The organism is Rhodococcus rhodnii NBRC 100604 (assembly GCF_001894925.1).
Classification (GTDB): Bacteria; Actinomycetota; Actinomycetes; order Mycobacteriales; family Mycobacteriaceae; genus Rhodococcus_F; species Rhodococcus_F rhodnii.
The window spans coordinates 258,629-284,131 of record NZ_BCXD01000003.1; the positions used below are offsets into that span (position 1 = coordinate 258,629).

A 25,503-nucleotide genomic window follows, 5' to 3' on the forward strand; every position below is an offset into this window, starting at 1 on the left:
CGCTCGGCCACGAGTGCGCGGCGATCGTGTCGCAGTCACTCGGCGGTCTGCTCGCCGCCTCCGCGTGGCGACAGGTCCGCGCCGTCGGCGGAGTCGGTGCGCTCCGGATCGAGGTCGTCCGCGAGGAGCCGATACAGCGACCGGCGCGCCTCGTCCACGATCTCGACCGCGCGTCGCCGCTGCGCGTCGGTTCCCACGACGGCGACCTGTCCGGCCGCGCCCGTGAGAGCGCCCACTGCGCGGCGCAGGTCGCCTCCTCCGTCGTCCGCGGCGGCGCGCACGTCGTCCCAGGGCGTCCCGAGGTCGGTCGCCTCGACGTACTCCGTCCCGGATTCGGTGAGCCGCGCGGTCTTGCGGCCGGCGAGTCGTTCGACGACGACGTGCCCCTCGTCCTCGAGTTGCGAGAGTGCCGGGTACACCGAGCCGGGGCTCGGGCGCCAGACTCCGTCGCTGCGGGAGGCGATCTCCTGGATCAACTCGTACCCGTGCATGGGGCGTTCCTTCAGCAGCAGCAGGATCGCGGCGCGGACATCGCCGCGCCGGCCACGGCCGCCTCTGCCTCGGCCCCGTCCACCGGGGCCGAACTGGCCGGGCCCGACACCGGGTCCGAACCCTGCGCCCCCGAAGTCCGCGGGGCCACCGTACGGTCCGCGACCGCCTCGTCCGCGGCCGTGGCCGCGCGGGTCGCGATATGGGAATTCTCGCTGCATCCGTTCCATGATGCTTCTCCTTTCTATCGAGATGCATCAACGATATATCGGCGTCGGGAAGGTGGCAACGTCCGGCGACGAGCCGGGAGCGGCGTCAGCCGATGTGCAACGGGTCGATCTGCACGCGCGCCGGGTGCGCCGCCTTGCGCGCGCCCCGTACCGCCTGCGCTGCCCGCAGAGCCGCGGCGAGCGCGCGGCCACCGCCGCGCGGAATCCGCAGGAGCATGCGCTCGACGTCCGCGGGATCGGCGTCGTCACCCGCGAACGGCCGGCGCGCACCGGCCGGCAACGGCACTGGGCCGAGCCGCTCGGTCCCCTCGGGCAGTTCCGAGGCCTCGAGCATGTCGGCGATCGCTGCCGCCGTGCCGTCGATCGCGGCGAGATGCACCGCGGGCGGGAACCCGACCTCGACGCGCTCGGCGAGCTGTCCCGCGGCATGACCGACCGGGTCCCAACGCACGAGTGCCTGGACCGTCGGGATCGACGAGTCCGCCACGACGACGACACTCCCGCCGTCTCGGCCGGGCCGCACGAGCGCGGCCGCGGCCGTCCAGCGGCGCAGGGTCTCCTCGGCGGCACGAAGGTCGGGGCGGCCGAGCAGCGCCCAGCCGTCGAGCAGCAGCGCGGCACCGTAGCCGTCCGGGGCGTACGGCTCGGCCCCGACCGTCGCGACGACGAGCGACGCGCCACCGGGGACGTCCGCGAGCACGGCGTCGCCACCCGACGTCCGGACGGGGACGCCCGCGAACGCCCTGCCCAGCTCCTCCGCGGTGCGGCCCGCGCCCACGACGACGGCGCGCAGCGCGCGGCCACCGCAGGTCCCGCACCGGTAGCCCGCGTCGGCCGTGCCGCACCATCGGCACGTCGGCGACGCGGCACCGTCCGCGTCCGCGGTGTCGGGCAGTTCGAGCGGGCCGTTGCATCGCCGGCAGCGCGCCGGCGTACGGCAGCGCGCGCACGCGAGCGACGGCACGTAGCCGCGGCGCGGTACCTGGACGAGGACGGGCTCGTCGCGCTCCAGGGCCGCACGCGCGGCCGCGAACGCGATGGCAGGCAGCCTGGCGGCGCGCGCGAGCGGATCACGTGCGAGCGCACGCTCGCTGTCCGCGAGCGCCGTCACGGCGGGCATCTCGTGCCGGACGGTCTCGCGTGGCGCGACCAGATCGTGCGCCCACCCCGTCTCGACGAGCAGCTGGCTCTCCGCGGTCCTGGCGTGGCCGCCGACGACGAGGGCGCAGCCGCTCGCGTACGCGCGCAGCGCCGCGACCTCACGGCTGTGCGGGTAGGGCGCGCGGGGCTCCGCGTGGGATTCGTCGCCATCGTCCCACACGGCGAGCAGACCGAGGATGGGCACCGGCGCGAACACGGCACTGCGGGGACCGACGACGATCCGGGCGGTTCCGCGCAACGCGGCGAGCCAGCGGCGATAGCGTGCCGACGGCCCGAGTCCGGCCGCGAGCCCGACGACGCCGCCCGCACCGACGACGTCGCTCGCCGCGGCCACGACGCGGTCGAGATCCTTCTGGTCCGGGACGACGATCACGGCCGAGCGACCGTCCGTCGAGGCGAGCGCGGCCAGCTCGGCGAGCCGACGCGGCCAGTCCTCGCCCGGCGTCGCCTGCCACACCGCCCGGGGGCCTCGCCCGCTGCGGACGGCGTCGACGAAGGCGTCGCCGTGGCGGTAGCGCCCCCACGGCGTGGCGTCGACCGCGCTCTCGTCGACGACGGCGGGCTCCGGCGGCGCGTCGGACTCGACGCGCGCATGGCGTGGCGGTATCGCGAGCCGCAGGACGTCGGCGCGGGTTCCGGCGTAGCGGGCGGCGACCCGCTCGGCCAGGTCTGCGATCTCGTCGGTGAGGACCTGCTCGCCGGAGACGACGCGCTCGAGCCACCCGAGCTTGCCGGTGTGCTCGCTCGCGTCGGTGCGTCCCAGCAGGAATCCGTCGACGAGCCGTCCCGCGAACCGCACCCGCACCCGGACGCCGGGCCGTGCGGTGCCGTCGAACTCCTCGGGGACGAGGTAGTCGAACTCGCGATCGAGGTGCGGCAGCGGAAGCAGCGGCAGCACCCGGGCGACGGGGGCGGTGGGCGCGGCCGTGCGTGCGCCCGTCACCATCGGCGCGGCAGGATCAGAGCCCCGCGGCGGCGCGCAGCTTGTCGGCGCGGTCGGTGCTCTCCCACGGCAGGTCGATGTCGGTCCGGCCGAAGTGCCCGTACGCCGAGGTCTGCGCGTAGATCGGGCGCAGCAGGTCGAGATCGCGGATGATCGCGCCGGGGCGCAGATCGAAGACCTCGCCGATCGCGCGCTGAATCGCGGCGGGATCGACCTTCTCGGTCCCGAACGTCTCGACGAAGAGCCCGACGGGCGCGGCCTTGCCGATCGCGTACGCGACCTGGACCTCGATGCGCTCCGCGAGACCGGCGGCCACCGCGTTCTTGGCGACCCAGCGCATCGCGTACGCGGCCGAGCGGTCGACCTTGGACGGATCCTTGCCCGAGAACGCGCCGCCGCCGTGGCGGGCCATGCCGCCGTAGGTGTCGACGATGATCTTGCGGCCGGTCAGGCCCGCGTCGCCCATCGGCCCGCCGAGCACGAACTTGCCCGTGGGATTGACGAGCAACCGGATCTCGGAGGTGTCGAGCGAGGGCATGTCGAGTTCGGCGAGCACCGAGCCGAGGACCTTCTCGCGCAGATCGGGCGTGAGAAGGTTGTCCAGATCGATGTCCGCGGCGTGCTGCGTCGAGATGACGACGGTGTCGAGGCGGACCGGCGTGTCGCCGTCGTACTCGATGGTGACCTGGGTCTTTCCGTCGGGGCGCAGGTACGGGAGGATCCCCGACTTGCGGACCGCGGTGAGCCGCCGCGACAGCCGGTGGGCGAGCGCGATCGGCAGCGGCATCAGCTCGGGCGTGTCCGTCGTCGCGTAGCCGAACATCAGGCCCTGATCGCCCGCGCCCTGCCGCTCGATCTCGTCGTCGGACAGTCCGCCGGTGCGCGCCTCGTGCGAGGTGTCGACGCCCTGCGCGATCTCGGGCGACTGCGCGCCGATCGCGACGTTGACGCCGCACGAGTTGCCGTCGAAGCCCTTCGCCGAGGAGTCGTAGCCGATCTCGAGCACGGTGTCGCGGACGATCTTCGGGATGTCCGCGTAGGCGCTCGTCGTGACCTCGCCCGCGACGTGGACCTGACCGGTCGTCACGAGGGTCTCGACGGCGACTCGGGCGTGCGGATCCTCCGCGAGCAGTGCGTCGAGGATCGAGTCGCTGATCGCGTCGCAGATCTTGTCCGGGTGGCCTTCGGTCACGGACTCACTGGTGAATAGGCGACTACCGGACGTGCTCACGGAGAATGTCCTCTCGACGAACGTGTGATGGGGAGAAGTGCTGAAACGCGGCCCGTCGGACCATAGCGCGCGGCCGGACCGCGGTGAAGTGTTGCGCTCAGGTGTGTTCGTCACGCGAGCGGACGACGCGCTGCGCGACGGCGTCGAGGACGCGGCTGGCCATGAGCGACTTGGAGCCGTGCTCGAGCGCGCACTCGGAGCCGTCGGCGCCGAGCAGCCAGCCGTCGTTGTCGTCGACCTCGAAGGCCTTGCCCTCACCGACGGCGTTGACGACGAGCAGATCGCAGCCCTTGCGCGCGAGCTTGGCCCGCGCGTACGTGAGGACGTCACCGTTCTCGTCCCCGGTCTCGGCGGCGAAACCGACGATCACGGTGTCCGCGTCGAGGGTTCCGGCGCTGCGGGACTCGACGATCCCCGCGAGGATGTCGGGATTCTTGGCGAGCGGAATCGCGTCCGGTTCGCCGTCGCCCTTCTTGATCTTGCTGACGGCCGTGACGGTCGGCCGGAAGTCGGCGACGGCGGCGGCCATGACGATCGCGTCGGCGTCCGCCGCGTGCTTCTCGACGGCCTCGCGCATGTCGAGGGCTGTCTTCACGTGCACGGTGTCCACGGCGGCGGGCTCGTCGAGGCCCGCGGTGTAGCCGGAGACGAGCACGACCCGTGCGCCGCGTTGCGCGGCGAGCCGGGCGAGCGCGTAGCCCTGTTTCCCGGAGCTGCGGTTGCCGAGGAAACGGACGGGATCGACCGGTTCGCGGGTACCGCCCGCGGTGACGAGCACCCGCACGCCCTCGAGGTCGCGTGGGACGGCGTCGTCGCGTTCGAGCAGCAGCGTGGCGATCGTCGCGATCTCGGCGGGCTCGGGCAGCCTGCCTGCGCCGGTGTCCTTGCCGGTGAGCCGTCCGGACGCCGGCTCGATCACCGTCGCGCCGCGGCGGCGCAGGACGGCGACGTTCTCGGCGGTGGCGGGGTGCTCCCACATCTCGGTGTGCATCGCGGGCGCGAAGACGACCGGACACCGCGCCGTCAGCAGCGTCGCGGTGAGCAGGTCGTCGGCGCGGCCGTGCGCGGCGCGCGCGAGCAGATCCGCGGTCGCCGGCGCCACCACGACGAGATCGGCCTGCTGGCCGAGCCGTACGTGCGGCACCGCCGGAACGTCCTCGAAGACGCCCGTGTCGACGCGGTGGCCCGACAGGGCCTCGAAGGTCGCGGCGCCCACGAATTCGAGCGCCGACTCGGTGGGGATCACCCGGACGTCGTGTCCTGCCTCGGTGAAGAGGCGGACGAGCGAGCACGCCTTGTAGGCGGCGATCCCGCCGCCCACACCGACGACGATGCGCCGGCGCGCATGCGGCGGCGTCTCACCGTCGCCCGCTGCCGTGCTGACGCTCGGTGCTGTGCCGACGCTCGGTGCTGTGCTGTCGGTCGGCGTGTCGCTGTCGGTCACGGCCTCGCTCCCCCGTACGCGCGTCACTCGCCTTCGGTGTGCTCGAGGAGGTCGGAGTGGATCTCACGCATCGCGATCGACAGCGGCTTCTCCTGCAGGCCGGGCTCCACGAGGGGGCCGACGTACTCGAGAATGCCGTCGCCGAGCTGGTTGTAGTAGTCGTTGATCTGCCGAGCCCGCTTGGCCGCGTAGATCACGAGCGCGTACTTCGACGACGTGCGTTCGAGCAGTTCGTCGATGGGCGGGTTGGTGATTCCGAGCGGGGTGTCGTACACGGGGGCTTCGCCCGGCGACGGGATGTTCGGCGCAGTGGTGCTGCTGCTCACTCGGGTGTCTCCTGAACGTCGAGAGCGGGTGGACGGACGGTGGGATCGGCGTGGTGCGCGAACGCTCAGAAGCGTTCGGCGGCGTCGTCGGGCTGTCCGACCAACAATCGTACCAATTCGTCGCAGACGCGTTCGACATCGTCGTTGATCAGGACGACGTCGAACTCCTGCTGGGCCGCGAGTTCGACCCGCGCGGTGGCGAGCCGGCGTTCGACGACCTCCGCGGGTTCGGTGCCGCGGCCGGTGAGCCGGGAGACGAGAACCTCCCAGCTGGGCGGTGCGAGGAACACGAGCGTCGCCTCGGGCTTGGCGGCCCGCACGGCGCGCGCACCGGCGAGGTCGACCTCGACGAGCACGGGCTCACCTGCCGCGAGGGCGGTCTCGACCGGTTCGGCGGGGGTACCCGATCGCTGCAGCCCGCCGTGGATGTCGGCCCATTCGAGCAGCTGCCCGTGATCGATCATCGCCTGGAACTCGTCGCGGCCGACGAACCGGTAGTCGGTTCCGTCGACCTCTCCGGGCCGGGGTGCTCGTGTCGTCGCGGACACCGAGAAGTGCAGTTCGGGCAGGCGGCGACGGAGTTCTCGCACGACCGTCGACTTGCCGACGGCCGAGGGGCCGGCCAGTACCACCAGCCGACCCCTCGTGTTCGCGTTCTCGTTCACGCCTCGGTCAGGCGTCGAAGTCGAACCGGGCGAGCAGGGCCTTGCGCTGGCGATCGCCGAGCCCGCGCAGCCGGCGGGTCGGGGCGATCTCGAGCTCGGTCATGATCTCCTGCGCCTTGACCTTGCCGACCTTCGGCAGGGCCTCGAGCAGCGCCGAGACCTTCATCTTGCCCAGGATCTCATCGCTCTCGGCATCCTTGAGGACCTGCTTGAGGTCGGTGCCGCCGCGCTTGAGCCGGTCCTTGAGCTCGGCCCGGGCTCGACGCGCTGCAGCCGCCTTCTCCAGAGCAGCGGCACGCTGCTCGTCGGTCAACTGGGGAAGGGCCACGGTTCCTCCGTCTCGTCGTTGGCAAAAAACACTCGTACCGCCGGATAACCAGCGGCGATAGCGACCGTACCCAGCACGCAGCGGGATTGCGAACCCGCCCCCCGGCCACGATCGCGTGCTCCCGGTGCGCTATTGGGTGCCGGTCAACGCAGTGCGGCCTCGATCTCGTCGCGGGTGCGCACGGCAGCCTCTCGCAGTGCTGCCGGATCGGGTCCGGCACGCAGCACGCTTCGAGAGACGTTGGGCAACAACAGTTCCCGATGATCGGGGAAGACCGAGGCGAGATCGCTCGCCGTCGCTCCCTGTGCGCCGACCCCCGGCGCGAGCACCGGTCCCTCGAACTCTCCCAGGTCGAGCCCGTGTCCGCGTGTCGCACCGACCACGAGGCCCACGAGATCGGCCGTCTCGCGGTTGCGCTGGGCTGCCGCGGCCACGACGGACTGCGCGACACCGACACCACCGGAGCCGACGGACCGCTGCAGGTCGCCACCCTCCGGGTTCGACGTGCGCGCGAGCACGAACACGCCGCGACTCGTCCGTGCGGCCACGTCCAGCGCGGGCGCGAGCGCGTCGAAGCCCAGGTACGGCGAGAGCGTCACTGCGTCGGCGGCCAGCGGCGAACCGTCGCCGAGCCAGGCGCCCGCGTATGCAGCCATCGTGGACCCGATGTCGCCGCGCTTGGCGTCCGCAAGGGCGAGGGCACCGAGCTCGACGAGGTCCGCGAGGGTGCGCTCCAGGACCGCGATCCCGGCACTGCCGTACGCCTCGAAGAACGCCACCTGTGGCTTGACGACGGCGACCTCGCCGCCGAACGCCTCGACACACGTGTGCGCGAAGGTCTCGAGCCCCACGGGCGTGTGCGGCAGCCCCCACGCGTCGAGCAGTTCGGGATGCGGATCGATCCCGACGCAGAGCCGTCCGCGGCCGGCGACGGCCGACCGCAGACGTTCGCTCCAGGGGCGTGCGTCCGGCTCGCTCATCCGGCCGGCCTCATGCGCGCTCTCCCCCCGCGCCGAGACCGGTCATGCCCCCGACGCCCTTCATGCCCCGACGCCCTTCATGCTGGCGTGCAACTCCTGCAGCGACCGCACGCCGATCTCGCCGCGCCGGGCCGCCTCGATGCCCTGCACCGCGGCCGACGCGCCCTGCACCGTCGTGATGCACGGAACGTTGCGACGCACCGCGGCGCTGCGGATCTCGTATCCGTCGACACGCGGGCCCGCGTTGCCGTAGGGCGTGTTGACGATCATCGCGATCTCGCCGTCCTTGATGAGATCGACGATCGTGCGCGTGCCCTCGGGCAGATCCTCGCCCGACGCCTTGTGCACGCGATCGCACACGATGCCGTTGCGCTGCAGCACATCCGCGGTGCCGTCGGTCGCGACGATCCGGAAGCCGAGATCGGCGAGCCGCTTGACCGGGAAGATCAGCGAGCGCTTGTCCTTGTTCGCGACGGACACGAAGACCGTTCCCGAACTCGGCAGCGAACCGTAGGCCGCGGTCTGGCTCTTCGCGAAGGCCGTCCCGAAGTCGGCGTCGATACCCATGACCTCGCCCGTCGACTTCATCTCGGGGCTCAGCAACGTGTCGATGCTGCTGCCGTCGGCGCGGCGGAACCGGTTGAACGGCAGGACCGCCTCCTTGACGGCGATGGGCGCCGACATCGGGGCGTCGCCGCCGTCGCCGGTCGCGGGCAGGATGCCGTTCTCGCGCAGCTGCGCGATCGACTCGCCGAGCATGACGCGCGCACACGCCTTGGCGAGCTGCACCGCCGTCGCCTTGGACACGAACGGCACGGTGCGGCTGGCGCGGGGGTTCGCCTCGAGGACGTACAGGATGTCGTCCTTGAGCGCGTACTGCACGTTGAGCAGGCCCCGCACGCCGATGCCGCGGGCGAGCGCCTCGGTCGAGCGGCGCACGTTCTCGAGGTCCGCGCGGCCGAGCGTGATCGGCGGCAGCGCACACGCCGAGTCGCCCGAGTGGATGCCGGCCTCCTCGATGTGCTCCATGACACCGCCCAGGTAGACCTGCTCGCCGTCGAACAGCGCGTCGACGTCGATCTCGACGGCGTCCTCGAGGAAGCGGTCGACCAGGACCGGATGCTCGGGCGTCAGTTCCGTCGCACGCGAGATGTAGTCCTCGAGGGACGTCTCGTCGTACACGATCTCCATGCCGCGCCCGCCGAGCACGTACGAGGGCCGCACCAGCACGGGGTAGCCGATCGCGTCCGCGGTCGCGCGTGCCTCGGCGAACGACGTCGCCGTCCCGAACTTCGGCGCGGGCAGGCCGGCCTCGGTGAGAACGCGGCCGAACTCGCCGCGGTGCTCCGCGAGGTCGATCGCGGCGGGCGAGGTCCCCACGATGGGCACACCGGCGGCCTCGAGCTTCTTCGCGAGGCTCAGCGGAGTCTGCCCGCCGAGCTGCACGATGACGCCCGCGACGGTGCCCGACTGCGTCTCCGAGCGGTAGACCTCGAAGACGTCCTCGAAGGTCAGCGGCTCGAAGTAGAGCCGGTCCGCGGTGTCGTAGTCGGTCGAGACCGTCTCCGGGTTGCAGTTGACCATGACGGTCTCGTACCCGGCCTCCGACAGCGTCTGCGCTGCGTGCACGCACGAGTAGTCGAACTCGATGCCCTGCCCGATCCGGTTCGGTCCCGAACCGAGGATCAGCACCTTCGGCTTGTCCCGCTGCTCGGCGACCTCGCTCTCCGCCGCGGGGTCGAGCTCGTACGTCGAGTAGTGGTACGGCGTCTTCGCCTCGAACTCCGCCGCACACGTGTCGACCGTCTTGTAGACGGGGTGCACGTTCCACTGCTCGCGCAGCGCGCGGACGGCGTCCTGGTCCGCGAGCTCGGGACGCAGTGCCGCGATCTGGCGATCCGACAGCCCGGTGTGCTTCGCGAAGCGCAGCGTGTGCTCGTCGAGTTCACCGCCGTCGCGCAGCTTCTCGCCGAGCTCGTGGATCTGCAGGATCTGGTCGAGGAACCACGGGTCGACGGCCGTCGCCTCGTAGAGCTGTTCGACGGTCGCCCCGAGCGCGAACGCCTTCTCGATGCCGTAGAGGCGGCCGTCGTGCGGCACGCGCAGCTCGTCGAGCAGCTCGTCGAGCGACTGCGCCTCGACGTCGGGGCCCGTCCAGAAGCCGGCGCGCTTCGTCTCGAGCGACCGCATGACCTTGCCGAGCGCCTCGGTGAAGTTGCGGCCGATCGACATCGCCTCGCCGACCGACTTCATCGTCGTCGTGAGGGTCGCGTCGGCGCCCGGGAACTTCTCGAACGCGAACCGCGGCGCCTTGACGACGACGTAGTCGAGCGTCGGCTCGAAGCAGGCCGGCGTCTCCCCGGTGATGTCGTTGACGATCTCGTCGAGGTTGTAGCCGATCGCGAGCTTCGCGGCCATCTTCGCGATGGGGTAGCCGGTCGCCTTCGACGCGAGCGCCGACGACCGCGACACGCGCGGGTTCATCTCGATGACGACGAGCCGGCCGTCGCGCGGGTCCTGTGCGAACTGGATGTTGCATCCGCCGGTGTCGACGCCGACCTCGCGCAGGATGTCGATCGAGAGATCGCGCATCTTCTGGTACTCGCGGTCGGTGAGCGTCATCGCGGGAGCGACCGTCACGGAGTCGCCGGTGTGGACGCCGACGGGATCCACGTTCTCGATCGAGCACACGATGACGACGTTGTCGCGGCCGTCACGCATGAGCTCGAGCTCGTACTCCTTCCAGCCGAGGATCGACTCCTCGATGAGCACGTTCGCGGTCGGCGACGCCGCGAGCCCGCCGCCGGCGATCCGGTCGAGGTCCGTCTCGTCGTAGGCCATGCCGGAGCCGAGGCCGCCCATCGTGAAGGACGGGCGCACGACGACGGGGTAGCCGAGTTCGGCGACGGTCTCGTGGACCTGCTCCATCGTGTGGCACACACGCGAGCGCGCGGACTCGCCGCCGACCTTCTCGACGATGTCCTTGAACTTCTGCCGGTCCTCGCCGCGCTGGATCGCGTCGAAGTCGGCGCCGATGAGTTCGACGCCGTGGCGTTCGAGCGCACCGTTCTCGTACAACCCGACGGCCGTGTTCAGGGCCGTCTGGCCGCCGAGCGTCGCGAGCAGGGCGTCGATCGGCCGGCCGAGTTCCGCCTCGCGGGCGATGACCTTCTCGACGTACTCGGGAGTGATCGGCTCGACGTAGGTCGAGTCGGCGAACTCGGGGTCGGTCATGATCGTCGCCGGGTTGGAGTTGACCAGCGACACGCGCAGGCCCTCTTCGCGCAGCACCCGGCACGCCTGCGTGCCCGAGTAGTCGAACTCGCAGGCCTGGCCGATGACGATCGGGCCCGAGCCGATCACGAGGATGTGGGACAGATCTGTACGGCGTGGCATTACTTCGTGACTCCGGTTCGTGCGGACAGCAGGCGGGTGAAGCGGTCGAACAGGTACGCGGCGTCGTGCGGGCCAGCGGCGGCCTCGGGGTGGTACTGCACCGAGAACGCGGAGTCGTCGAGCAGGCGGACGCCTTCGACGGTGCCGTCGTTCGCGCACGTGTGGCTCACGATCGCGCGGCCGAAGGGGGTGTCGAACTCCTCCCCCGCCTCGCCGTCGAGCGCGAACCCGTGGTTCTGCGCCGTGATCGCGACGCGGCCGGTCTCGTGATCGACGACCGGGATGTTGATGCCGCGATGACCGAACTTCATCTTGTAGGTGCTACGGCCGAGGGCACGGCCGAGGATCTGGTTGCCGAAGCAGATGCCGAACAGCGGGATCCGCTCGCCGAGTACCTGTTCGGTGAGCCGGACCGCGCCGTCGGCGGTCGCGGGGTCGCCCGGGCCGTTGGAGAGGAAGACCCCGTCGGCCTCGACGTCCCGGATCTGCTCGAGCGTCGCCGTGGCCGGGAGCACGTGCACCCGGACGCCGCGCTGCGCGAACATCCGCGGCGTGTTCGTCTTGATGCCGAGGTCGATCGCGGCGACGGTGTACAGCGGATCGCCGTCGGGCTCGACGACGTACCCGCTGGACGTCGTGACCTCGCCCGCGAGGTCGGCGCCGAGCATCGACGGCTGCTCGCGCACGCGGCGCACCAGCTCGTCGGTGTCGAGCGCGCCGTCCGCGGTGGTCGCGAGCGCGTCTCCCGAGAAGATTCCGGCACGCATCGACCCGCGCGTGCGCAGGTGGCGCACGAGCGCGCGGGTGTCGATGCCCGCGAGCCCGACGACGTCCTGCCGTTCGAGTTCGTCCTGCAGCGAGCCGGTGGCGCGCCAGTTGGAGACGCGGCGCGACGGATCGCGCACGACGTAGCCGGCGACCCAGATCCGGGCGCCCGACGACGCGCCGTCCGGTCCGACCGACTCGTCGTCCTCGTCGTTCCAGCCGGTGTTGCCGATCTGCGGCGCCGTCGAGACGACGATCTGCCGGTGATAGCTGGGGTCGGTGAGCGTCTCCTGGTAGCCGGTCATCCCGGTGCTGAAGACCGCCTCGCCGAGGGTCTGCCCGACGGCACCGAAGACCGTGCCGCGGAAGATCTTCCCGTCCTCGAGCGCGAGGACGGCGAGGGTGTCGTGGATGCGGTCCGTGCCGCTCATGCGTGTTCTCCGTTGCTGCTGTCGTTCGTGGTGGACGCGCTCGCGCCGGGCTCGGTGGCCTGCGGGGCGTCCGGTGTCGTGGTGGCGAGCGGGGCGGTCCAGTCCGGGTAGACGCTCTTGTCGTCGGCACGGAAGCCGGTGTCGAGCTCGGTGCCGTTCGGCAGCGCCCACCGGACGACGAGCACGCCGTCCTTCGTCATGACCTTCCCCGCGAGCCCGCGTTCGGTACGGACCGCGATGATCGCGTCCTGCGGGATCCAGATCGGCATCGCGCCGTCACGGTCGAGGAGGATGCCCGTCGCGAAGCGCGTGAGCTCGCCGTTGGCGCGTTCGCCGAGGTCGGCGACGACGACGCGGTCCTGCCAGCTCGGGGCGAGCGTGCTGCCGACGTACAGTCCCGTGACGCCGCGGACGATCGGTTCGCCGAGGCTCTCCGGCACCGCCGGCAACTCGCCGATCTGCTCGGTCTGTCGTCGGGCGCGGCCGCGCCAGCCCTTGTACATGAGGGCGATCATCGCGATCCAGAAGAGGGTGCAGCCGATCACCCACAACCAGCGTTCGAGATCCATCAGCGGGTACCTCCTGCGCGTTCGTGCCCCCGTGTCGGTTCGTGATTCCGTACCTGCCCGTCGCGCGCGGTCGTCCTGCCGCGCAGGATCGTCGCGGTCACCTTCGCGGGCAACGTCATCGACTCGTACGGGGTGTTGTCCGCGATCGACGCGAGTGCGGGGCCGGTCACCGTCCACTCGACGTCGGGATCGACGAGCGTCAGGTTCGCGGGCTCTCCGGCCGCGATCGGCCGGCCCTGGTCGCCGAGGCGCACGATCTGTGCGGGGCGCTCGCTCATGACGCGGGCGACGCCGCGCCAGTCGAGATCGCCCGGCCGCACGAGCGTGGCGACGACGATGGACAGCGCCGTCTCGAGTCCGAGCATGCCCGGGCGCGCGAGCGCGAACTCGCAGCACTTGTCCTGTTCCGCGTGCGGTGCGTGATCGGTCGCGACGCAGTCGATCACGCCGTCCGCGAGGGCGCGGCGCAGTGCGAGGACGTCGGAACGCTCCCGCAGCGGCGGGTTCACGCGGTTGACGCCGTCGTAGGTCTCGAGCCGTGAGTCGTCGAGCAGGATGTGGTGCGGGGTGACCTCGGCCGTGATCGCGATGCCCTGGCCCTTCGCCCACCGCACCAGTTCGACAGTGCCCGCCGTCGAGGCGTGGCACACGTGCAGGCGCGCACCGGCGTCGCGGGCGAGCAGCGCGTCGCGCGCGACGATCGACTCCTCGGCGGCGCGCGGCCAGCCCGCGAGCCCGAGCCGCGCAGCCGTCGGGCCCTCGTGCGCGACGGCGCCGTCGGTGAGCCGGGGATCCTCGGAGTGCTGGGCGATCAGGACGTCGAGCGACGCCGCGTACTCGAGCGCACGGCGCATCACGAGGGAGTCGGACACGCAGTGGCCGTCGTCCGAGAACACCCGGACGCCGCCGGCGCCCGACGCCATCGCTCCCATCTCGGCGAGCTGCGTGCCCGCGAGTCCGACGGTGACGGCACCGACGGGATGCACGTCGACGAGCCCGACCTCGCGGCCGCGGCGCCACACGTGATCGGTGACGACGGCGGTGTCGGCGACCGGATCGGTGTTCGCCATCGCGAACACCGCGGTGTAGCCACCCAGTGCGGCCGCCGCCGAACCCGAGTCGATCGTCTCGGTGTCCTCGCGGCCGGGCTCGCGCAGGTGCGTGTGGATGTCGACGAATCCGGGAAGCAGGATCTGGCCGCGGCCCTCGATCACCTCGGCGCCCTCGGCCGGCGTGAGACCGGCACCGATCTCGGCGATCACGCCGTTCTCGATCGCGACGTCGACCGGATCGCCTTCGCCGTACGGCCGGACGTCTCGCAGGAACACGGATTCTCCCGTCTCGCTGTACTCGGAATGCAGGTGCGTGGCTGTGTCGTGACTACCGGTCATAGCGCCACCCCCGGTTCGTCGGAGGCCGCGAGCAGCCGGAACAGCACCGCCATCCGGACGTGGACACCGTTGGTGACCTGGTCCAGGACCGCGGCGCGCGGCGAATCCGCGACCGCGGACGCGATCTCCATACCGCGCAGCATCGGTCCGGGATGCAGCACGACGGCGTGATCGGGCAGCGCGGCGAGGCGCCGCTCGTTCAGGCCGTACCGGATCGAGTACTCGCGTGCCGACGGGAAGAAACCGCCGTTCATGCGCTCGGCCTGCACCCGCAGCATGACGACCGCGTCGGCGCCGGGCAGTTCGGCGTCGAGCGAGTGCGAGACCGTCACCGGCCACTCGTCGACACCGACCGGCAGCAGCGTCCGCGGCGCGACCAGAACGACCTCGGCACCGAGCATGCTCAGCAGCAGCGCGTTGGACCGCGCGACGCGCGAGTGCAGGATGTCGCCGACGATGACGACGCGCCTGCCCTCGATCCCGCCGAGCCGCTGCCGCAGTGTGAGCGCGTCGAGCAGGGCCTGGGTGGGGTGCTCGTGCGTGCCGTCCCCGGCGTTGATCACCGACGGGCTGCTGCCGTCCTCGGCCGCGATCCACCGCGCGATCTGATGCGCGGCGCCCGAAGCCGGGTGCCGCACGACGAGCGCGTCCGCGCCCGCTGCGTGGAGCGTCATCGCGGTGTCGCGCAGCGACTCGCCCTTCTTGACCGACGAACTCGACGCCGACACGTTGATCACATCGGCGCTCATCCATTTGCCGGCGATCTCGAAGGACACGCGGGTGCGCGTCGAGTTCTCGAAGAAGACCGTCATGACGGTGCGTCCGCGCAGCGTCGGCAGCTTGCGGACCTCGCGGCCCAGCAACGTCTGCTCGAACTGCTCGGCGTCGTCGAGGATCCCGCGTGCCAGATCCGGGGTGAGATCGGCGATCGAGAGCAGATGCTTCACGCGGCACCCCCGCCGTTCTTGCCGCCCGAGATGAGCACGCCGTCACGGCCGTCGATCTCGGTCAGCAGCACGCTGACGTCCTCGCTGCGCGACGTCGGCACGTTCTTGCCGACGTAGTCGGCGCGCAGCGGCAGCTCACGGTGGCCTCGATCGACGAGAACCGCGAGCTGGACGGCACGCGGCCTACCGAGATCGCGCAGTGCGTCGAGCGCGGACCGCACCGACCGCCCCGAGAACAGGACGTCGTCGACGAGCACGACGAGGGCGTCGTCGATGCCGCCCTCCGGAACCGACGTCCGCTCGAGCGGACGATGCGGCTTGATGCGCAGGTCGTCGCGGTAGAGCGTGATGTCGATCGAACCCGTCGGCGGCGCGACCGACGCGAAGTCCTGGATCTTCTCGGCGAGGCGCTGCGCCAGGATCGTGCCGCGCGTCGGAATCCCGAGCAGGACGACGTGGGCGGGCTCACCGCCGTCGAGCGCCGTCTTCTCGATGATCTGGTGCGCGATGCGCGCGATGGTGCGGCCTACGTCGGCCGCGGAGAGCAACTCCCGCGCGTCGTCGGACGCGGAGCGCGTGACGTCGCGGGAATCGTGGGGTGGTGTTGCCGCCGGATCGGAGCCGGCGGAGTGTGCCTCGTCGGACGCACGCATACAACGACCTCCTTCTCCGCCTCACGGGACGGATCGTTAAAGGATGCCTGACCTGTTCAGAATATCAGCGACCGGATACCGCGCCGGAGCGGCCGGGCCGGGCCGCCCCGGACTGCGACGGGCGTCACCTGCCGCAGGTCCGGGCATCGCCGCCCGGCACCGCGTCAGTCGCGGGCCGAGTCCTCGTCGCCGGTGGTCGCGTCCGGCCCGGTTTCGTTCGACTCCGCGCTACCCGTGTCCGTGCCGTTCGACTCCGTGCCGTTCGACTCCGTGCCGTTCGACTCCGCCTGTGCGGACTCGTCGCGTGCCGTCGCGGCCGCTGCCGCGCGCACCTGCGGCGCGAGCAGCACGATGCGGCCGAGGACGCCGTTGACGAAAGCGGGCGACTCGTCGGTCGAGAGCGCCTTCGCGAGCTCGACCGCCTCGTCCACCGCCACGACGGGCGGGACGTCCTCGGTGTGGAACAGCTCGTACACCGCGACGCGCAGGATGGCCCGGTCGACCGCGGGCAGGCGGTCGAGGGTCCAGTCCGTCAGATGCGACTCGATGACGGAGTCCACGCGGTCGAGATTGTCCGCGACACCGTCGACCAGCGTCAGCGCATAGGCCGGCACCGGAGTGACGGTGTCGTCGCTGCGGGCCAGTTCGCCTCGCTCGCGAGCGAGGTCGGCGGCGTCGACGTCACGCGCCTCCGCCTCGAAGAGCAGGTCGACGGCACGCTTGCGTGCCTTGTGGCGGGCGCCCAGCTTCTTGTGGGGCGCCGCCTTCTTCTCGGAAGCGGACACTCAGGAATTCACTCGCCCGAGGTAGGAGCCGTCGCGGGAGTCGACCTTGAGCTTGTCGCCGGTGTTGATGAACAGCGGGACCGAGATCTCTGCGCCCGTCTCAAGCGTCGCGGGCTTCGTGCCACCCGTCGAGCGGTCGCCCTGCAGGCCGGGATCGGTGTGCTGGACGACGAGTTCGACCGTCACCGGGAGCTCGACGAACAGCGGCGTTCCCTCGTGCGTCGCGACCTGGACCTCGGTGTTCTCGAGCAGGAACTTCGCGCCGGAACCGACGGTCTCCTCCGACATCGGGATCTGGTCGTAGGTGTCGCCGTCCATGAAGATGTAGTCGGTGCCGTCGTGGTAGAGGTACGTCATGTCGCGGCGGTCGACCGTCGCGGTCTCGACCTTCACACCCGCGTTGAAGGTCTTGTCGACGACCTTGCCCGACATCACGTTCTTGAGCTTCGTGCGAACGAAGGCCGGCCCCTTGCCAGGCTTGACGTGCTGGAACTCGACGATCGACCACAGCTGGCCGTCGATCTGCAGAACCAGGCCGTTCTTGAAATCACTGGTGGAAGCCACTTGCTTCGCGTCTCCTCGATGTACGTACGTCGGTGATGGGACTCGGGCGGGCCACCGTGGTCGGCCGCGCCGAGCGACGGGCAGTCCCCGTCGCGGGCGGTGTCCGGTCAGACGACCGTGAACTCCTTGGTGGTGAGCGTGAGCAGCTCGGGTTCGTCGTCGCGCACCACGAGCGTGTCCTCGATCCGCACACCGCCGCGGCCCTCGAAGTACACGCCGGGCTCGACGGTGACGGCCTCACCGACCGAAAGTGTACCGGTGCCGAGCTGGCCGATTCCCGGCGCTTCGTGGATCTCGAGCCCGACGCCGTGCCCGAGACCGTGCAGGAACAGCTCACCGTGCCCGGCCTCGACGATCACGGCGCGCGCCGCCGCGTCGACGTCGCGCGCGAGGGCACCGGGTGCGAGCGCCGCGCGGCCCGCCGCCTGCGCGGCCGCGACGAGGTCGTACACCTCGCGCTGCCAATCAGCGGCGCGGCCCAGCACGTAGGTCCGCGTCATGTCGGAGTGGTAGCCACCGACCTCCGCGCCGAAGTCGAGTTTGACGAAGTCGCCGTCCGCGAGGACGGCATCCGTCGGCCGGTGATGCGGCACGGCGGAGTTCGCTCCGGCCGCGACGATGGTCTCGAACGAGATGCCGTTCGCGCCGTGGTCGAGCATGAGCGACTCGAGTTCGCGACCCACCTCGCGCTCGGTCCGCCCGGGCCGCAGTCCACCCCGCGCGATCAGGTCCGCGAGCGCGGCGTCGGCCGCGGCGCACGCGGCGCGTAGCTGCCCGACCTCGAACTCGTCCTTGATCATGCGCAACTGCTCGACGAGCCGGGGTGCGGGGACCAGCGGCACCGCACCAGGCAGGGCCTGCCACTGCTCCAGTTGCTCGACCGTCACGACGTGACTCTCGAAGCCGACGCTGTCGACGTTCTCGGCGACGGCGAGTTCGATCAGCGCCCGCGCGCTGCCGCGGGCGATCTCGACCCGCAGCCCCGGCACCTGCTCCGCGATCTGCGTCACGTAGCGGCCGTCGGTGCACACGACGGTGCGGTCGTCACCGGCGCCGTCGACGAGCAGCGCGGCGTTCGACCCGGTGAATCCCGTCAGATACCGGATGTTGAGCAGATCGGTGACGAGGAGGCTCCGGACCCCGGCACCGTCGAGCAGAGCGCGCAGTCGGGCGCGGCGCGCGGCGTGATCGGCAGGCATTCCCTCAACCTACTCGTGCGTGGACGCGCGCACTGCCCGGCGGTGTGCGCCGAGACACACACGAAGTACGCTCCCTCCATGACTTCCTGGGCGAAGAACGCCGCCGGGTCGACGGGCGGGTGGGCGAGCAGGCTGACGGCGTCGCGGTCGGCCGCGGACTCGCAGTCCTCGTGGCGGATCCGCGCGATCGGGATGACCGCCGTGCACGTCGTCGTACGTGTCCTGCTGGGGTTCGCGATCGTGCAGTGGCCGCTCCAGGGCGTCGTGTCGCGCACGATCGGCTTCGTCGTCGTGATCGCCGTGGCGGCGTGGTGGGGGGTTCGGGACGCGCGCAGCGAGCCCGAGCTGCAGGACGACGAGAGTGCGCCCGTCGCCACGATCGTGTGGCTGAAGGCCGCCGTCGTCACCGGATTCGCGAGCGGCCTGCTGTGCTGGCTGGTCACGCTGATCCCGGGGGTGCTCGCGACCCAGAACGGCCTGTTCTTCGAGCTGACGTCGGGGGCCGCGTTCACGATTCTCGCGGTGTTCCTGCCCGCCGTCGCCGCGGGCGGTCTCACCCGCCTGCTGCTACGCCTCAAGTCCCGTTCCGGCACGGACGACAACCGAACCGCCGCGGCGCCCGCCGATCACGACGACTCCACCGGCTACGACAGCGACGACGCGGCGACGTCCGTCATCCCGCGCGTCGAGGATCCGCGCGACGCCCGTACCGACGACAGCGGGTGGTCGGCTCCGCGCTGACGTTCGCGTCCGCCGACCACCCCTGTTCGGTTCGGAGCAGGATCGCGTCGGTTCAGAGCAGGATCGCGCCCGATCCCGAGCCGTCGGGCTCGCGTCCGACGGCGGCGTAGGCAGCGGCCAGCAGGCTCGGCTCGGGCCCTTCCAGGCGACCCGGACGCGCGAGCCCGTCGAGCACGACGAACCGCAGCAGTCCCGCACGGTTCTTCTTGTCGGTCTGCATGCCCTCGTAGAGCTGCGAGAACGCGTCGGCGTCGTACGTCGTCGGCAGCCCGACGGACGCGAGGATCGTGCGATGCCGGTCCGCCGTGACGTCGTCGAGCCGGCCCGCGAGCCGGCCGAGTTCCGCGGCGAACACCATGCCCACGGCGACGGCGGCGCCGTGACGCCACCGGTACCGCTCGCGGCGCTCGATCGCGTGACCGAGCGTGTGGCCGTAGTTGAGGATCTCCCGCAGGTCGGACTCCTGCAGATCGACGGCGACGACGTCGGCCTTGACCTGGATGGACCGCCGGATCAGTTCGGGAAGCACACTCCCCGACGGGTCCAGCGCGGCCTCCGGGTCGGCCTCGACGAGATCGAGGATGGCCGGGTCGGCGATGAATCCGGCCTTGAGGATCTCCGCCATACCCGAGATCAGCTCGTTGCGCGGCACACTCTCGAGTGTCGCGAGGTCGACGAAGACCGCCGACGGCTCGTGGAACACGCCCACGAGGTTCTTGCCCGCCTCCGTGTTGATGCCGGTCTTCCCGCCGACGGCGGCGTCGACCATCGCGAGCAGCGTCGTCGGGACGTGGACGACGCGCACACCGCGCATCCACGTCGCGGCGACGAAGCCTGCGAGGTCGGTGGCGGCACCGCCCCCGAGGCCGATGACGACGTCACGGCGGCCGAGCCCGATGCGGCCCAGCACCTCCCAGCAGAATCCCGCGACCTGAAGGTCCTTGCCGTCCTCGGCGTCGGGGATCTCGACGCTGTGAGCGTCGATCCCCGCGTCGAGAAGCTTGTCGCGCAACACCTTCGCGGTCTCGACGAGCGGCGGCTGGTGGATGATCGCGACGGTCCGCGTCCCGGCGACCGACTCCACGATGTCCGACAGCAGGCCCCGGCCGACGACCACGGGGTAGGGCTCGGCGGTGCGCACCTCGATGGTCACGGGTTCTGTCACTGGTCGGTTCCTTCCTGCGTTCGGTCCGGCGTCGCGCCGAGCCGGTCGAGCTTGTCCACGAGATGGGCGACGACGCGCGCCGGGCTGCGGCCGTCGGTACGGATCCGAACCGTCGCGACCTCCCGGTAGAGCGGGCGGCGGCGGCGCATGAGGGCGCGGTACTTCGCACCGACGTCGCCACCGGCGAGCAGCGGGCGTCCCGAGCTCGCGCCCGTCCGGCGCAGCCCCTCCGCGACACTGATCTCGAGCGACACGACGACATGCCCCGCGAGTGCGGCGCGTGTGCGCTCGGACAGCACGGCTCCACCGCCGAGCGACACGACTCCCGTGTGCTCGGCGAGCGCCCGGGCGACCTCTTCCTCCTCGATCACGCGGAACGCGGGCTCGCCGTGTGCGGCGAAGAACTCCGGGATCGACGACCCGACCCGCGCCTCGATCGCGGCGTCGGTGTCGAGCAACGGCTCGCCGAGCGCGTTCGCGAGACGGCGGCCGATCGTCGACTTGCCGGCTCCCGGCGGGCCGACGATCACGGCACGCGGCGTCATCGTGGCGGGCGCTCCGCGACCGTCTCGGCGTAGCGCCGGAAGTTGCCGGCCGTCTCCGCGAGCGAGTCGCCACCGAACTTCTCGAGCGCCGCTTGTGCGACGACGAGCGCGACCATCGCCTCCGCGACGACACCCGCCGCGGGCACCGCGCACACGTCGGAGCGCTGATGGATCGCGACGGCTTCCTCGCCCGTCGCCATGTCGACCGTCGCGAGCGCGCGCGGCACGGTCGAGATCGGCTTCATCGCGGCACGCACCCGCAGCGCCTCGCCGTTGGTCATGCCGCCTTCGAGGCCACCCGCGCGGTTGGTCGAGCGGACGACGCCGTCCGGGCCGGGGACCATCTCGTCGTGCGCGAGGCTGCCGCGGCGGCGCGCGGTCTCGAAACCGTCACCGACCTCGACGCCCTTGATCGCCTGGATGCCCATGAGTGCGCTCGCGAGCCGCGCGTCGAGCCGTTCCGCACCGCTCACGAACGAGCCCAGCCCGATCGGCAGACCGTGGACGACGACCTCGACCACACCGCCGAGCGTGTCGCCGTCGCGCTTGGCGGCGTCGATCTCGGCGATCATCTCGGCGCCGGCCTCCTCGCCGAACGCGCGCACGGGGCTCGCGTCGATGGCCGCGCCGTCGCCGATCCCCGGGACGGGGCCGGTGTACGGCGTCGAGCCGCCGATCGAGACGACGTGCGAGAGCACCTCGACGCCGAACAGCTGACGGAGGAAGTTGCGGGCGACGGTGCCCGCGGCGACGCGGGCCGCGGTCTCGCGGGCGCTCGCACGTTCGAGCACGGGGCGGGCGTCGTCGAAGCCGTACTTGAGCATGCCCGAGTAGTCGGCGTGCCCGGGGCGCGGGCGCGTCAGCGGCGCGTTACGCGCCTGGCCGTCGAGCTCCGCGGGATCCACCGGGTCCGCGGCCATGATGGTCTCCCACTTGGGCCACTCGGTGTTGCCGATGCGGATCGCGATGGGACCGCCCAGCGTGAGGCCGTGGCGGACGCCACCGAGGATCGAGACCTCGTCGGCCTCGAACTTCATGCGTGCGCCGCGGCCGTAGCCGAGGCGCCGTCGCGCGAGCTGGGTCGCGATGTCCTGCGACGTCGTCTCGACGCCCGCGACCATGCCCTCGAGCATCGACACGAGGGCGGGACCATGGGATTCTCCGGCGGTTGTCCAACGCAGCACGCATTCATCTTTCCATGAGCGCGCGGTGCGGCCCGCACGGGAGTCCCACCACGCTCACCACGGGCGCACGCACACCGCGACCAGCGTGCTCGCGCACATCGCGGGACCGTGCGGGACAGGCGTGCGCACCCCCGCCCGGCCGCGGGCGATCACGAACGCGAGGCCGACGGCGGCCGTCACGAGCGGGGCCGCGATCGCCGCGCCGACCCACTGTTCGGGTCCCGCGAGCATCGTCACTCCGCCGAGCGGTGCGGCGAGTTTGACGTCGCCGCCGCCCAGTCCGCCCGGCGCCGCGACGTGGACGACGAGATACGCACCGCCCAGCAGGCCGGCACCGAGCAGGACCGCCGTCGGGCGCGCGGACACCACGCCCGCGAGTGCGACCGCGGCCGCTCCCCCGAGCGTCAGCGCGTTCGGGAGCCGGCGCGACGCGAGATCGCACACCGTGAGCACGACGCACCACGCCGCCAGCGGTGCCGTCGCCGCGGAGACCGTCAGCCCCCACGCCCCGACGACGAGGCCCGCTGCGGCACCGACCGATTCCGCGACGAGAGGCGGCGGGACCGCGCCGGTCACCCGTGCCGCGTAGACACGTGACGCCCGGCCGATTCCGGCACCGGCGGCCAGAGCCACGGCGACCGTGGCGAGGGGCAGCGGATCCATCCGCCGATCCTCACCCGCGGGCGGCGTGTGCCCGCCGCCCGATCAGTGCTTCTGGGGATTGCCCAGGAGCTGTGGATCGATTCCCGGGGTCGTGATCGCGGCCCGCATCGCCTCGCGCGGCGCGGGCATCCCCGTGAACTGCTCGACCTGGCCGTACGCCTGGTTGACGAGCATCGCGAGCCCGCCCACGAGAACCGCGCCGCTGCGCTCGGCCGCGGTGGCGAGCGGCGTGGGCCACGGATCGTAGATCGCGTCGAGCACGAACGGCGCACGGGCGAGCGCCGCGGCGACGGGGGCGGCGCCCACCGCGGGAACCGTGCTCACGAGCACAGCGGACGCCGCGCACCGCTCCGCGAGGTCCGGCGAGTCCATCGGCACGAAGGTCGTGTCGAGGCCCGCTCCGGTACCGCACGCGAGGGTCGGCTCGGCGCGTCCGGCGTCGCGGGCCACGAGAGCGACCTCGCGCACGCCGAGCTCGGCGAGGGCGAGCAGAGCCGGACGCGCCGTGCCCCCCGCACCCACGACGACCGCGGCGCGGCCTGTCACGTCGCCGAGTCCGCCGTCGCGCAGCGCCCCGATCACGCCGTCGATGTCGGTGCAGTCGGCACGCCAGCCCGTCGCGGTGCGCACGAGCGTGTTCGCCGAGCCCACCGCCACCGCGCGATCGGTCCGCTCGCTCGCGAACTCGAGCGCGGCGACCTTGCCCGGCATCGTCACCGAGAGACCGATCCACTCGTCGCCGAGCGACGCGACCAACTCGGGCAGGCGCGTGCCGTCGCATTCGATCCGCTCGTACGTCCAGCCACGGAGACCCAGGGCCGCGTACGCCGCCAGATGCAGTGCGGGCGAGCGCGAATGCTCGATGGGACTGCCGAGCACCGCGGCACGGCGCCGTTCGTCCGTCATGCGGGGACTCCGTTCACCGATCAGCGTCCACTGTCGAGGATCCCGGCGTCGAGCGCATGACGCGTGTTGTCGAGATGGAGGTTGTAGTCGTGCGTGAACAGAGTCGTGCCCTGCGCGTCGATCGTCACGAAGTACAGCCAGTCCCCCGGCTCGGGATTCTCCGCCGCCTGCAGCGCCTCGATGCTCGGCGACGCGATCGGCGTCGCGGGCAGTCCGGCGCTCGCATACGTGTTCCACGGCGTGATCTCGGCGCGGTCGTCGTCCGTCGTCGCGAGTTCGGTGGTGTCGAGGGCGTAGTTCACCGTCGAGTCGAACTGCAGCGGCTGTCCCACCTCGAGCCGGTTGACGATGACGCGCGAGACCTTCGCGAAGTCGCCCGGCATCGACTCGCGCTCGATGAGCGACGCCGAGATCAGCAGATCGTACGGCGACATCGCGACCGAGTCGCCGGCACTGCGCAGGCCGGTCTCCTCGTAGCGCTCGGCGCTCGACGTGACCAGATGGGCGAGGATCTCGGTGGGCGAGGCAGTGGGATCGAAATCCCAGCTTCCGGCCGCGATGAGGCCCTCGAGCTGACGCACCCGGTCGGGAACGGTCGCGACACGATCCATCGCCCAGTCCGGAACCCCCAGAGCCACAGGGTCACCCGAACCCGCGGCGTCGAGTTCGTCGCGCGTGATGCACGATTCGGCACCGGAATCTCCGACGCAGCTCGCCTCGGAGATGAGGGTGTAGATGCCCTTCTTCACGGCGCCCGTCTGCACGTCGGCGCTGTCGTGGAGCTGGCGCCCCTCGGAGATGATGATCTGCCCGACGCGCGACTCCGGATCGGCGAGCAGCTCCACGGCCTCGCTCGCGGGAATCGTCGTGGGAATCGAGTAGAAGCCGGGCTGCAGGGCGTTCATCGATTCGCTCGCGAGCGCCGCGCGGTAGAACGCCGCACTGCTCGCGACGACGCCGTTGTCCGCCATCTCGACCGCGACCTGTTCGGCGGTGTCGCCGGGATGGACGCGAATGACGGTGTCCGCCCCCGCCTCTCCTGCCGCGAAATCGGCCGGATCGTCGCCGAAGAAGGCACGGCCGCCCACCATGACGAGTCCGGCACCGATGACGAGGATCAGGACGGCGGCAAGGCCACCGACGACCTTCCCCCGCCGGCGGCGGGTGGAGGTACGGCGGGCGGCGCGGCCGCCCACCGCGGCGGGCGCGGCGCGATCGGAGCCGTCGTCCCAGTCGTCGTCGGGATCGAACTCGTCGCGCGCGGGTTCGTCTCGCTCGAATTCGTCGCGCGCGTACCCGGTGTCGACCGCATCGGGGTCGTACGGGGCGTGGCCGTACTCGTCGCCCTCGTAGCCGTGCCCCTCGTACGCGCCGGCGGCGTATCCGTCGTGCGAGTCGGGCATGTCGTCGCGGTATGCGGGGATCACCTGCGTCTCGTCGTTCGCGAAGCGCTCCGGATCGTCGCGGCGTGCGTCGTACTCGTACTCGTACGGCTCACCGGCATCGCCGTGACGAGCATCGCCGTACTCATGATCCCCGTACTGCTGATCCCCGTACTGATGATCCTCGTACCGATGATCCCCGTACTGCTGATCCCCATGGCGAGGAGTCTCGTCCGGATTCTCGTCGCGCCGATAGGGATTCCAGCCGGAGTCGCCGCCCCGGCGGCCGTGGTCACCCATCGGTGGCCCCCCGCTCACGTGTGTTCGCCCCGATCGCTGCGGACTCGACCGTTCCGTCCTCGCCCACGCCGTCCGGCGCGAGTTGCGTGTTCACCGAGCCCACTGCGCTCACCGATCCCA

At 71.5% G+C, this 25,503-nt stretch carries 23 protein-coding genes and 1 pseudogene; 1 reads left to right on the top strand and 23 read right to left on the bottom strand.

From position 1 onward, the window contains the following. Positions 1-35: 35 nt before the first annotated feature. The 17 genes and pseudogenes from RR1_RS03430 to RR1_RS03510 form a co-directional block, all read right to left on the bottom strand. Positions 36-719 (bottom strand): PadR family transcriptional regulator, encoded by a 684-nt coding sequence (locus tag RR1_RS03430; RefSeq protein WP_238559006.1) that lies wholly within the window; start codon positions 717-719, stop codon positions 36-38. 85 nt (positions 720-804) lie between these two features. Next, entirely contained in the window at positions 805-2,826 is a 2,022-nt protein-coding gene (locus RR1_RS03435; RefSeq protein WP_083581004.1) for a primosomal protein N', read from the bottom strand. 13 nt (positions 2,827-2,839) lie between these two features. Further along, complete coding sequence (metK, locus tag RR1_RS03440) at positions 2,840-4,054, bottom strand: methionine adenosyltransferase (RefSeq protein ID WP_040773847.1); 1,215 nt, start codon at positions 4,052-4,054, stop codon at positions 2,840-2,842. A gap of 97 nt (positions 4,055-4,151) precedes the next feature. Then, positions 4,152-5,387: a bifunctional phosphopantothenoylcysteine decarboxylase/phosphopantothenate--cysteine ligase CoaBC gene (gene coaBC / locus RR1_RS03445; protein WP_051111228.1), complete on the bottom strand. Its 1,236-nt coding sequence runs from the start codon at positions 5,385-5,387 to the stop codon at positions 4,152-4,154. Between the two features lie 134 nt (positions 5,388-5,521). Next, a complete protein-coding gene (rpoZ, locus tag RR1_RS03450; protein WP_040773934.1) occupies positions 5,522-5,797 on the bottom strand; it encodes a DNA-directed RNA polymerase subunit omega in 276 nt (91 codons plus the stop codon). Between the two features lie 92 nt (positions 5,798-5,889). After that, the gene (gene gmk / locus RR1_RS03455; protein WP_010838885.1) at positions 5,890-6,489 is read right to left on the bottom strand and encodes a guanylate kinase; all 600 of its coding nucleotides are present in this window, start codon (positions 6,487-6,489) and stop codon (positions 5,890-5,892) included. A 7-nt stretch (positions 6,490-6,496) separates the two neighbouring features. Then, positions 6,497-6,817 (bottom strand): integration host factor, actinobacterial type, encoded by a 321-nt coding sequence (gene mihF / locus RR1_RS03460; RefSeq protein ID WP_010838884.1) that lies wholly within the window; start codon positions 6,815-6,817, stop codon positions 6,497-6,499. A 143-nt stretch (positions 6,818-6,960) separates the two neighbouring features. Then, positions 6,961-7,797 (bottom strand): orotidine-5'-phosphate decarboxylase, encoded by an 837-nt coding sequence (gene pyrF, locus RR1_RS03465; protein ID WP_010838883.1) that lies wholly within the window; start codon positions 7,795-7,797, stop codon positions 6,961-6,963. A 60-nt stretch (positions 7,798-7,857) separates the two neighbouring features. Then, positions 7,858-11,193, bottom strand: a complete 3,336-nt coding sequence (gene carB, locus RR1_RS03470) for a carbamoyl-phosphate synthase large subunit (protein WP_010838882.1) — start codon at positions 11,191-11,193, stop codon at positions 7,858-7,860. Then, positions 11,193-12,389, bottom strand: coding sequence for a glutamine-hydrolyzing carbamoyl-phosphate synthase small subunit (carA, locus tag RR1_RS03475; RefSeq protein WP_010838881.1), 1,197 nt, complete (start codon positions 12,387-12,389; stop codon positions 11,193-11,195). The genes carB and carA overlap by 1 nt, the downstream gene beginning before the upstream one ends. Next, a complete protein-coding gene (locus RR1_RS03480; RefSeq protein ID WP_010838880.1) occupies positions 12,386-12,958 on the bottom strand; it encodes a PH-like domain-containing protein in 573 nt (190 codons plus the stop codon). Before RR1_RS03480 ends, carA begins: the two co-directional genes overlap by 4 nt. Next, positions 12,958-14,349, bottom strand: coding sequence for a dihydroorotase (locus RR1_RS03485; protein WP_010838879.1), 1,392 nt, complete (start codon positions 14,347-14,349; stop codon positions 12,958-12,960). The genes RR1_RS03480 and RR1_RS03485 overlap by 1 nt, the downstream gene beginning before the upstream one ends. Continuing rightward, positions 14,346-15,296 (bottom strand): aspartate carbamoyltransferase catalytic subunit, encoded by a 951-nt coding sequence (locus RR1_RS03490; protein ID WP_010838878.1) that lies wholly within the window; start codon positions 15,294-15,296, stop codon positions 14,346-14,348. The genes RR1_RS03485 and RR1_RS03490 overlap by 4 nt, the downstream gene beginning before the upstream one ends. Continuing rightward, on the bottom strand, positions 15,293-15,949 hold the full coding sequence (pyrR, locus tag RR1_RS03495) for a bifunctional pyr operon transcriptional regulator/uracil phosphoribosyltransferase PyrR (protein ID WP_010838877.1): 657 nt from the start codon (positions 15,947-15,949) through the stop codon (positions 15,293-15,295). The genes RR1_RS03490 and pyrR overlap by 4 nt, the downstream gene beginning before the upstream one ends. 308 nt (positions 15,950-16,257) lie before the next feature. After that, a pseudogene (gene nusB, locus RR1_RS03500) lies at positions 16,258-16,734 on the bottom strand (transcription antitermination factor NusB); the annotation flags it as partial. Then, on the bottom strand, positions 16,735-17,298 hold the full coding sequence (gene efp, locus RR1_RS03505) for an elongation factor P (protein ID WP_010838875.1): 564 nt from the start codon (positions 17,296-17,298) through the stop codon (positions 16,735-16,737). A 107-nt stretch (positions 17,299-17,405) separates the two neighbouring features. Next, positions 17,406-18,497: a M24 family metallopeptidase gene (locus RR1_RS03510; RefSeq protein WP_010838874.1), complete on the bottom strand. Its 1,092-nt coding sequence runs from the start codon at positions 18,495-18,497 to the stop codon at positions 17,406-17,408. 78 nt (positions 18,498-18,575) lie between these two features. Here RR1_RS03510 and RR1_RS03515 point away from each other — a divergent pair, with 78 nt between their 5' ends. After that, a complete protein-coding gene (locus RR1_RS03515) occupies positions 18,576-19,238 on the top strand; it encodes a B-4DMT family transporter (RefSeq protein ID WP_010838873.1) in 663 nt (220 codons plus the stop codon). 52 nt (positions 19,239-19,290) lie between these two features. On the opposite strand, the gene aroB is transcribed toward RR1_RS03515, so the two are convergent. The 6 genes from aroB to RR1_RS03545 are packed head-to-tail and all read right to left on the bottom strand — an operon-like array spanning position 19,291 to position 25,383. Next, a complete protein-coding gene (gene aroB / locus RR1_RS03520; protein ID WP_040773844.1) occupies positions 19,291-20,403 on the bottom strand; it encodes a 3-dehydroquinate synthase in 1,113 nt (370 codons plus the stop codon). Then, a complete protein-coding gene (locus tag RR1_RS03525; protein WP_010838871.1) occupies positions 20,400-20,948 on the bottom strand; it encodes a shikimate kinase in 549 nt (182 codons plus the stop codon). The genes aroB and RR1_RS03525 overlap by 4 nt, the downstream gene beginning before the upstream one ends. Continuing rightward, positions 20,945-22,132, bottom strand: coding sequence for a chorismate synthase (gene aroC / locus RR1_RS03530; protein ID WP_040773841.1), 1,188 nt, complete (start codon positions 22,130-22,132; stop codon positions 20,945-20,947). Before aroC ends, RR1_RS03525 begins: the two co-directional genes overlap by 4 nt. 54 nt (positions 22,133-22,186) lie before the next feature. Continuing rightward, positions 22,187-22,795: a prepilin peptidase gene (locus tag RR1_RS03535; protein WP_010838869.1), complete on the bottom strand. Its 609-nt coding sequence runs from the start codon at positions 22,793-22,795 to the stop codon at positions 22,187-22,189. Between the two features lie 42 nt (positions 22,796-22,837). After that, on the bottom strand, positions 22,838-23,701 hold the full coding sequence (locus tag RR1_RS03540; RefSeq protein WP_010838868.1) for a shikimate dehydrogenase: 864 nt from the start codon (positions 23,699-23,701) through the stop codon (positions 22,838-22,840). Between the two features lie 20 nt (positions 23,702-23,721). Beyond that, positions 23,722-25,383, bottom strand: a complete 1,662-nt coding sequence (locus tag RR1_RS03545) for an endolytic transglycosylase MltG (protein WP_010838867.1) — start codon at positions 25,381-25,383, stop codon at positions 23,722-23,724. Positions 25,384-25,503 lie beyond the last annotated feature (120 nt).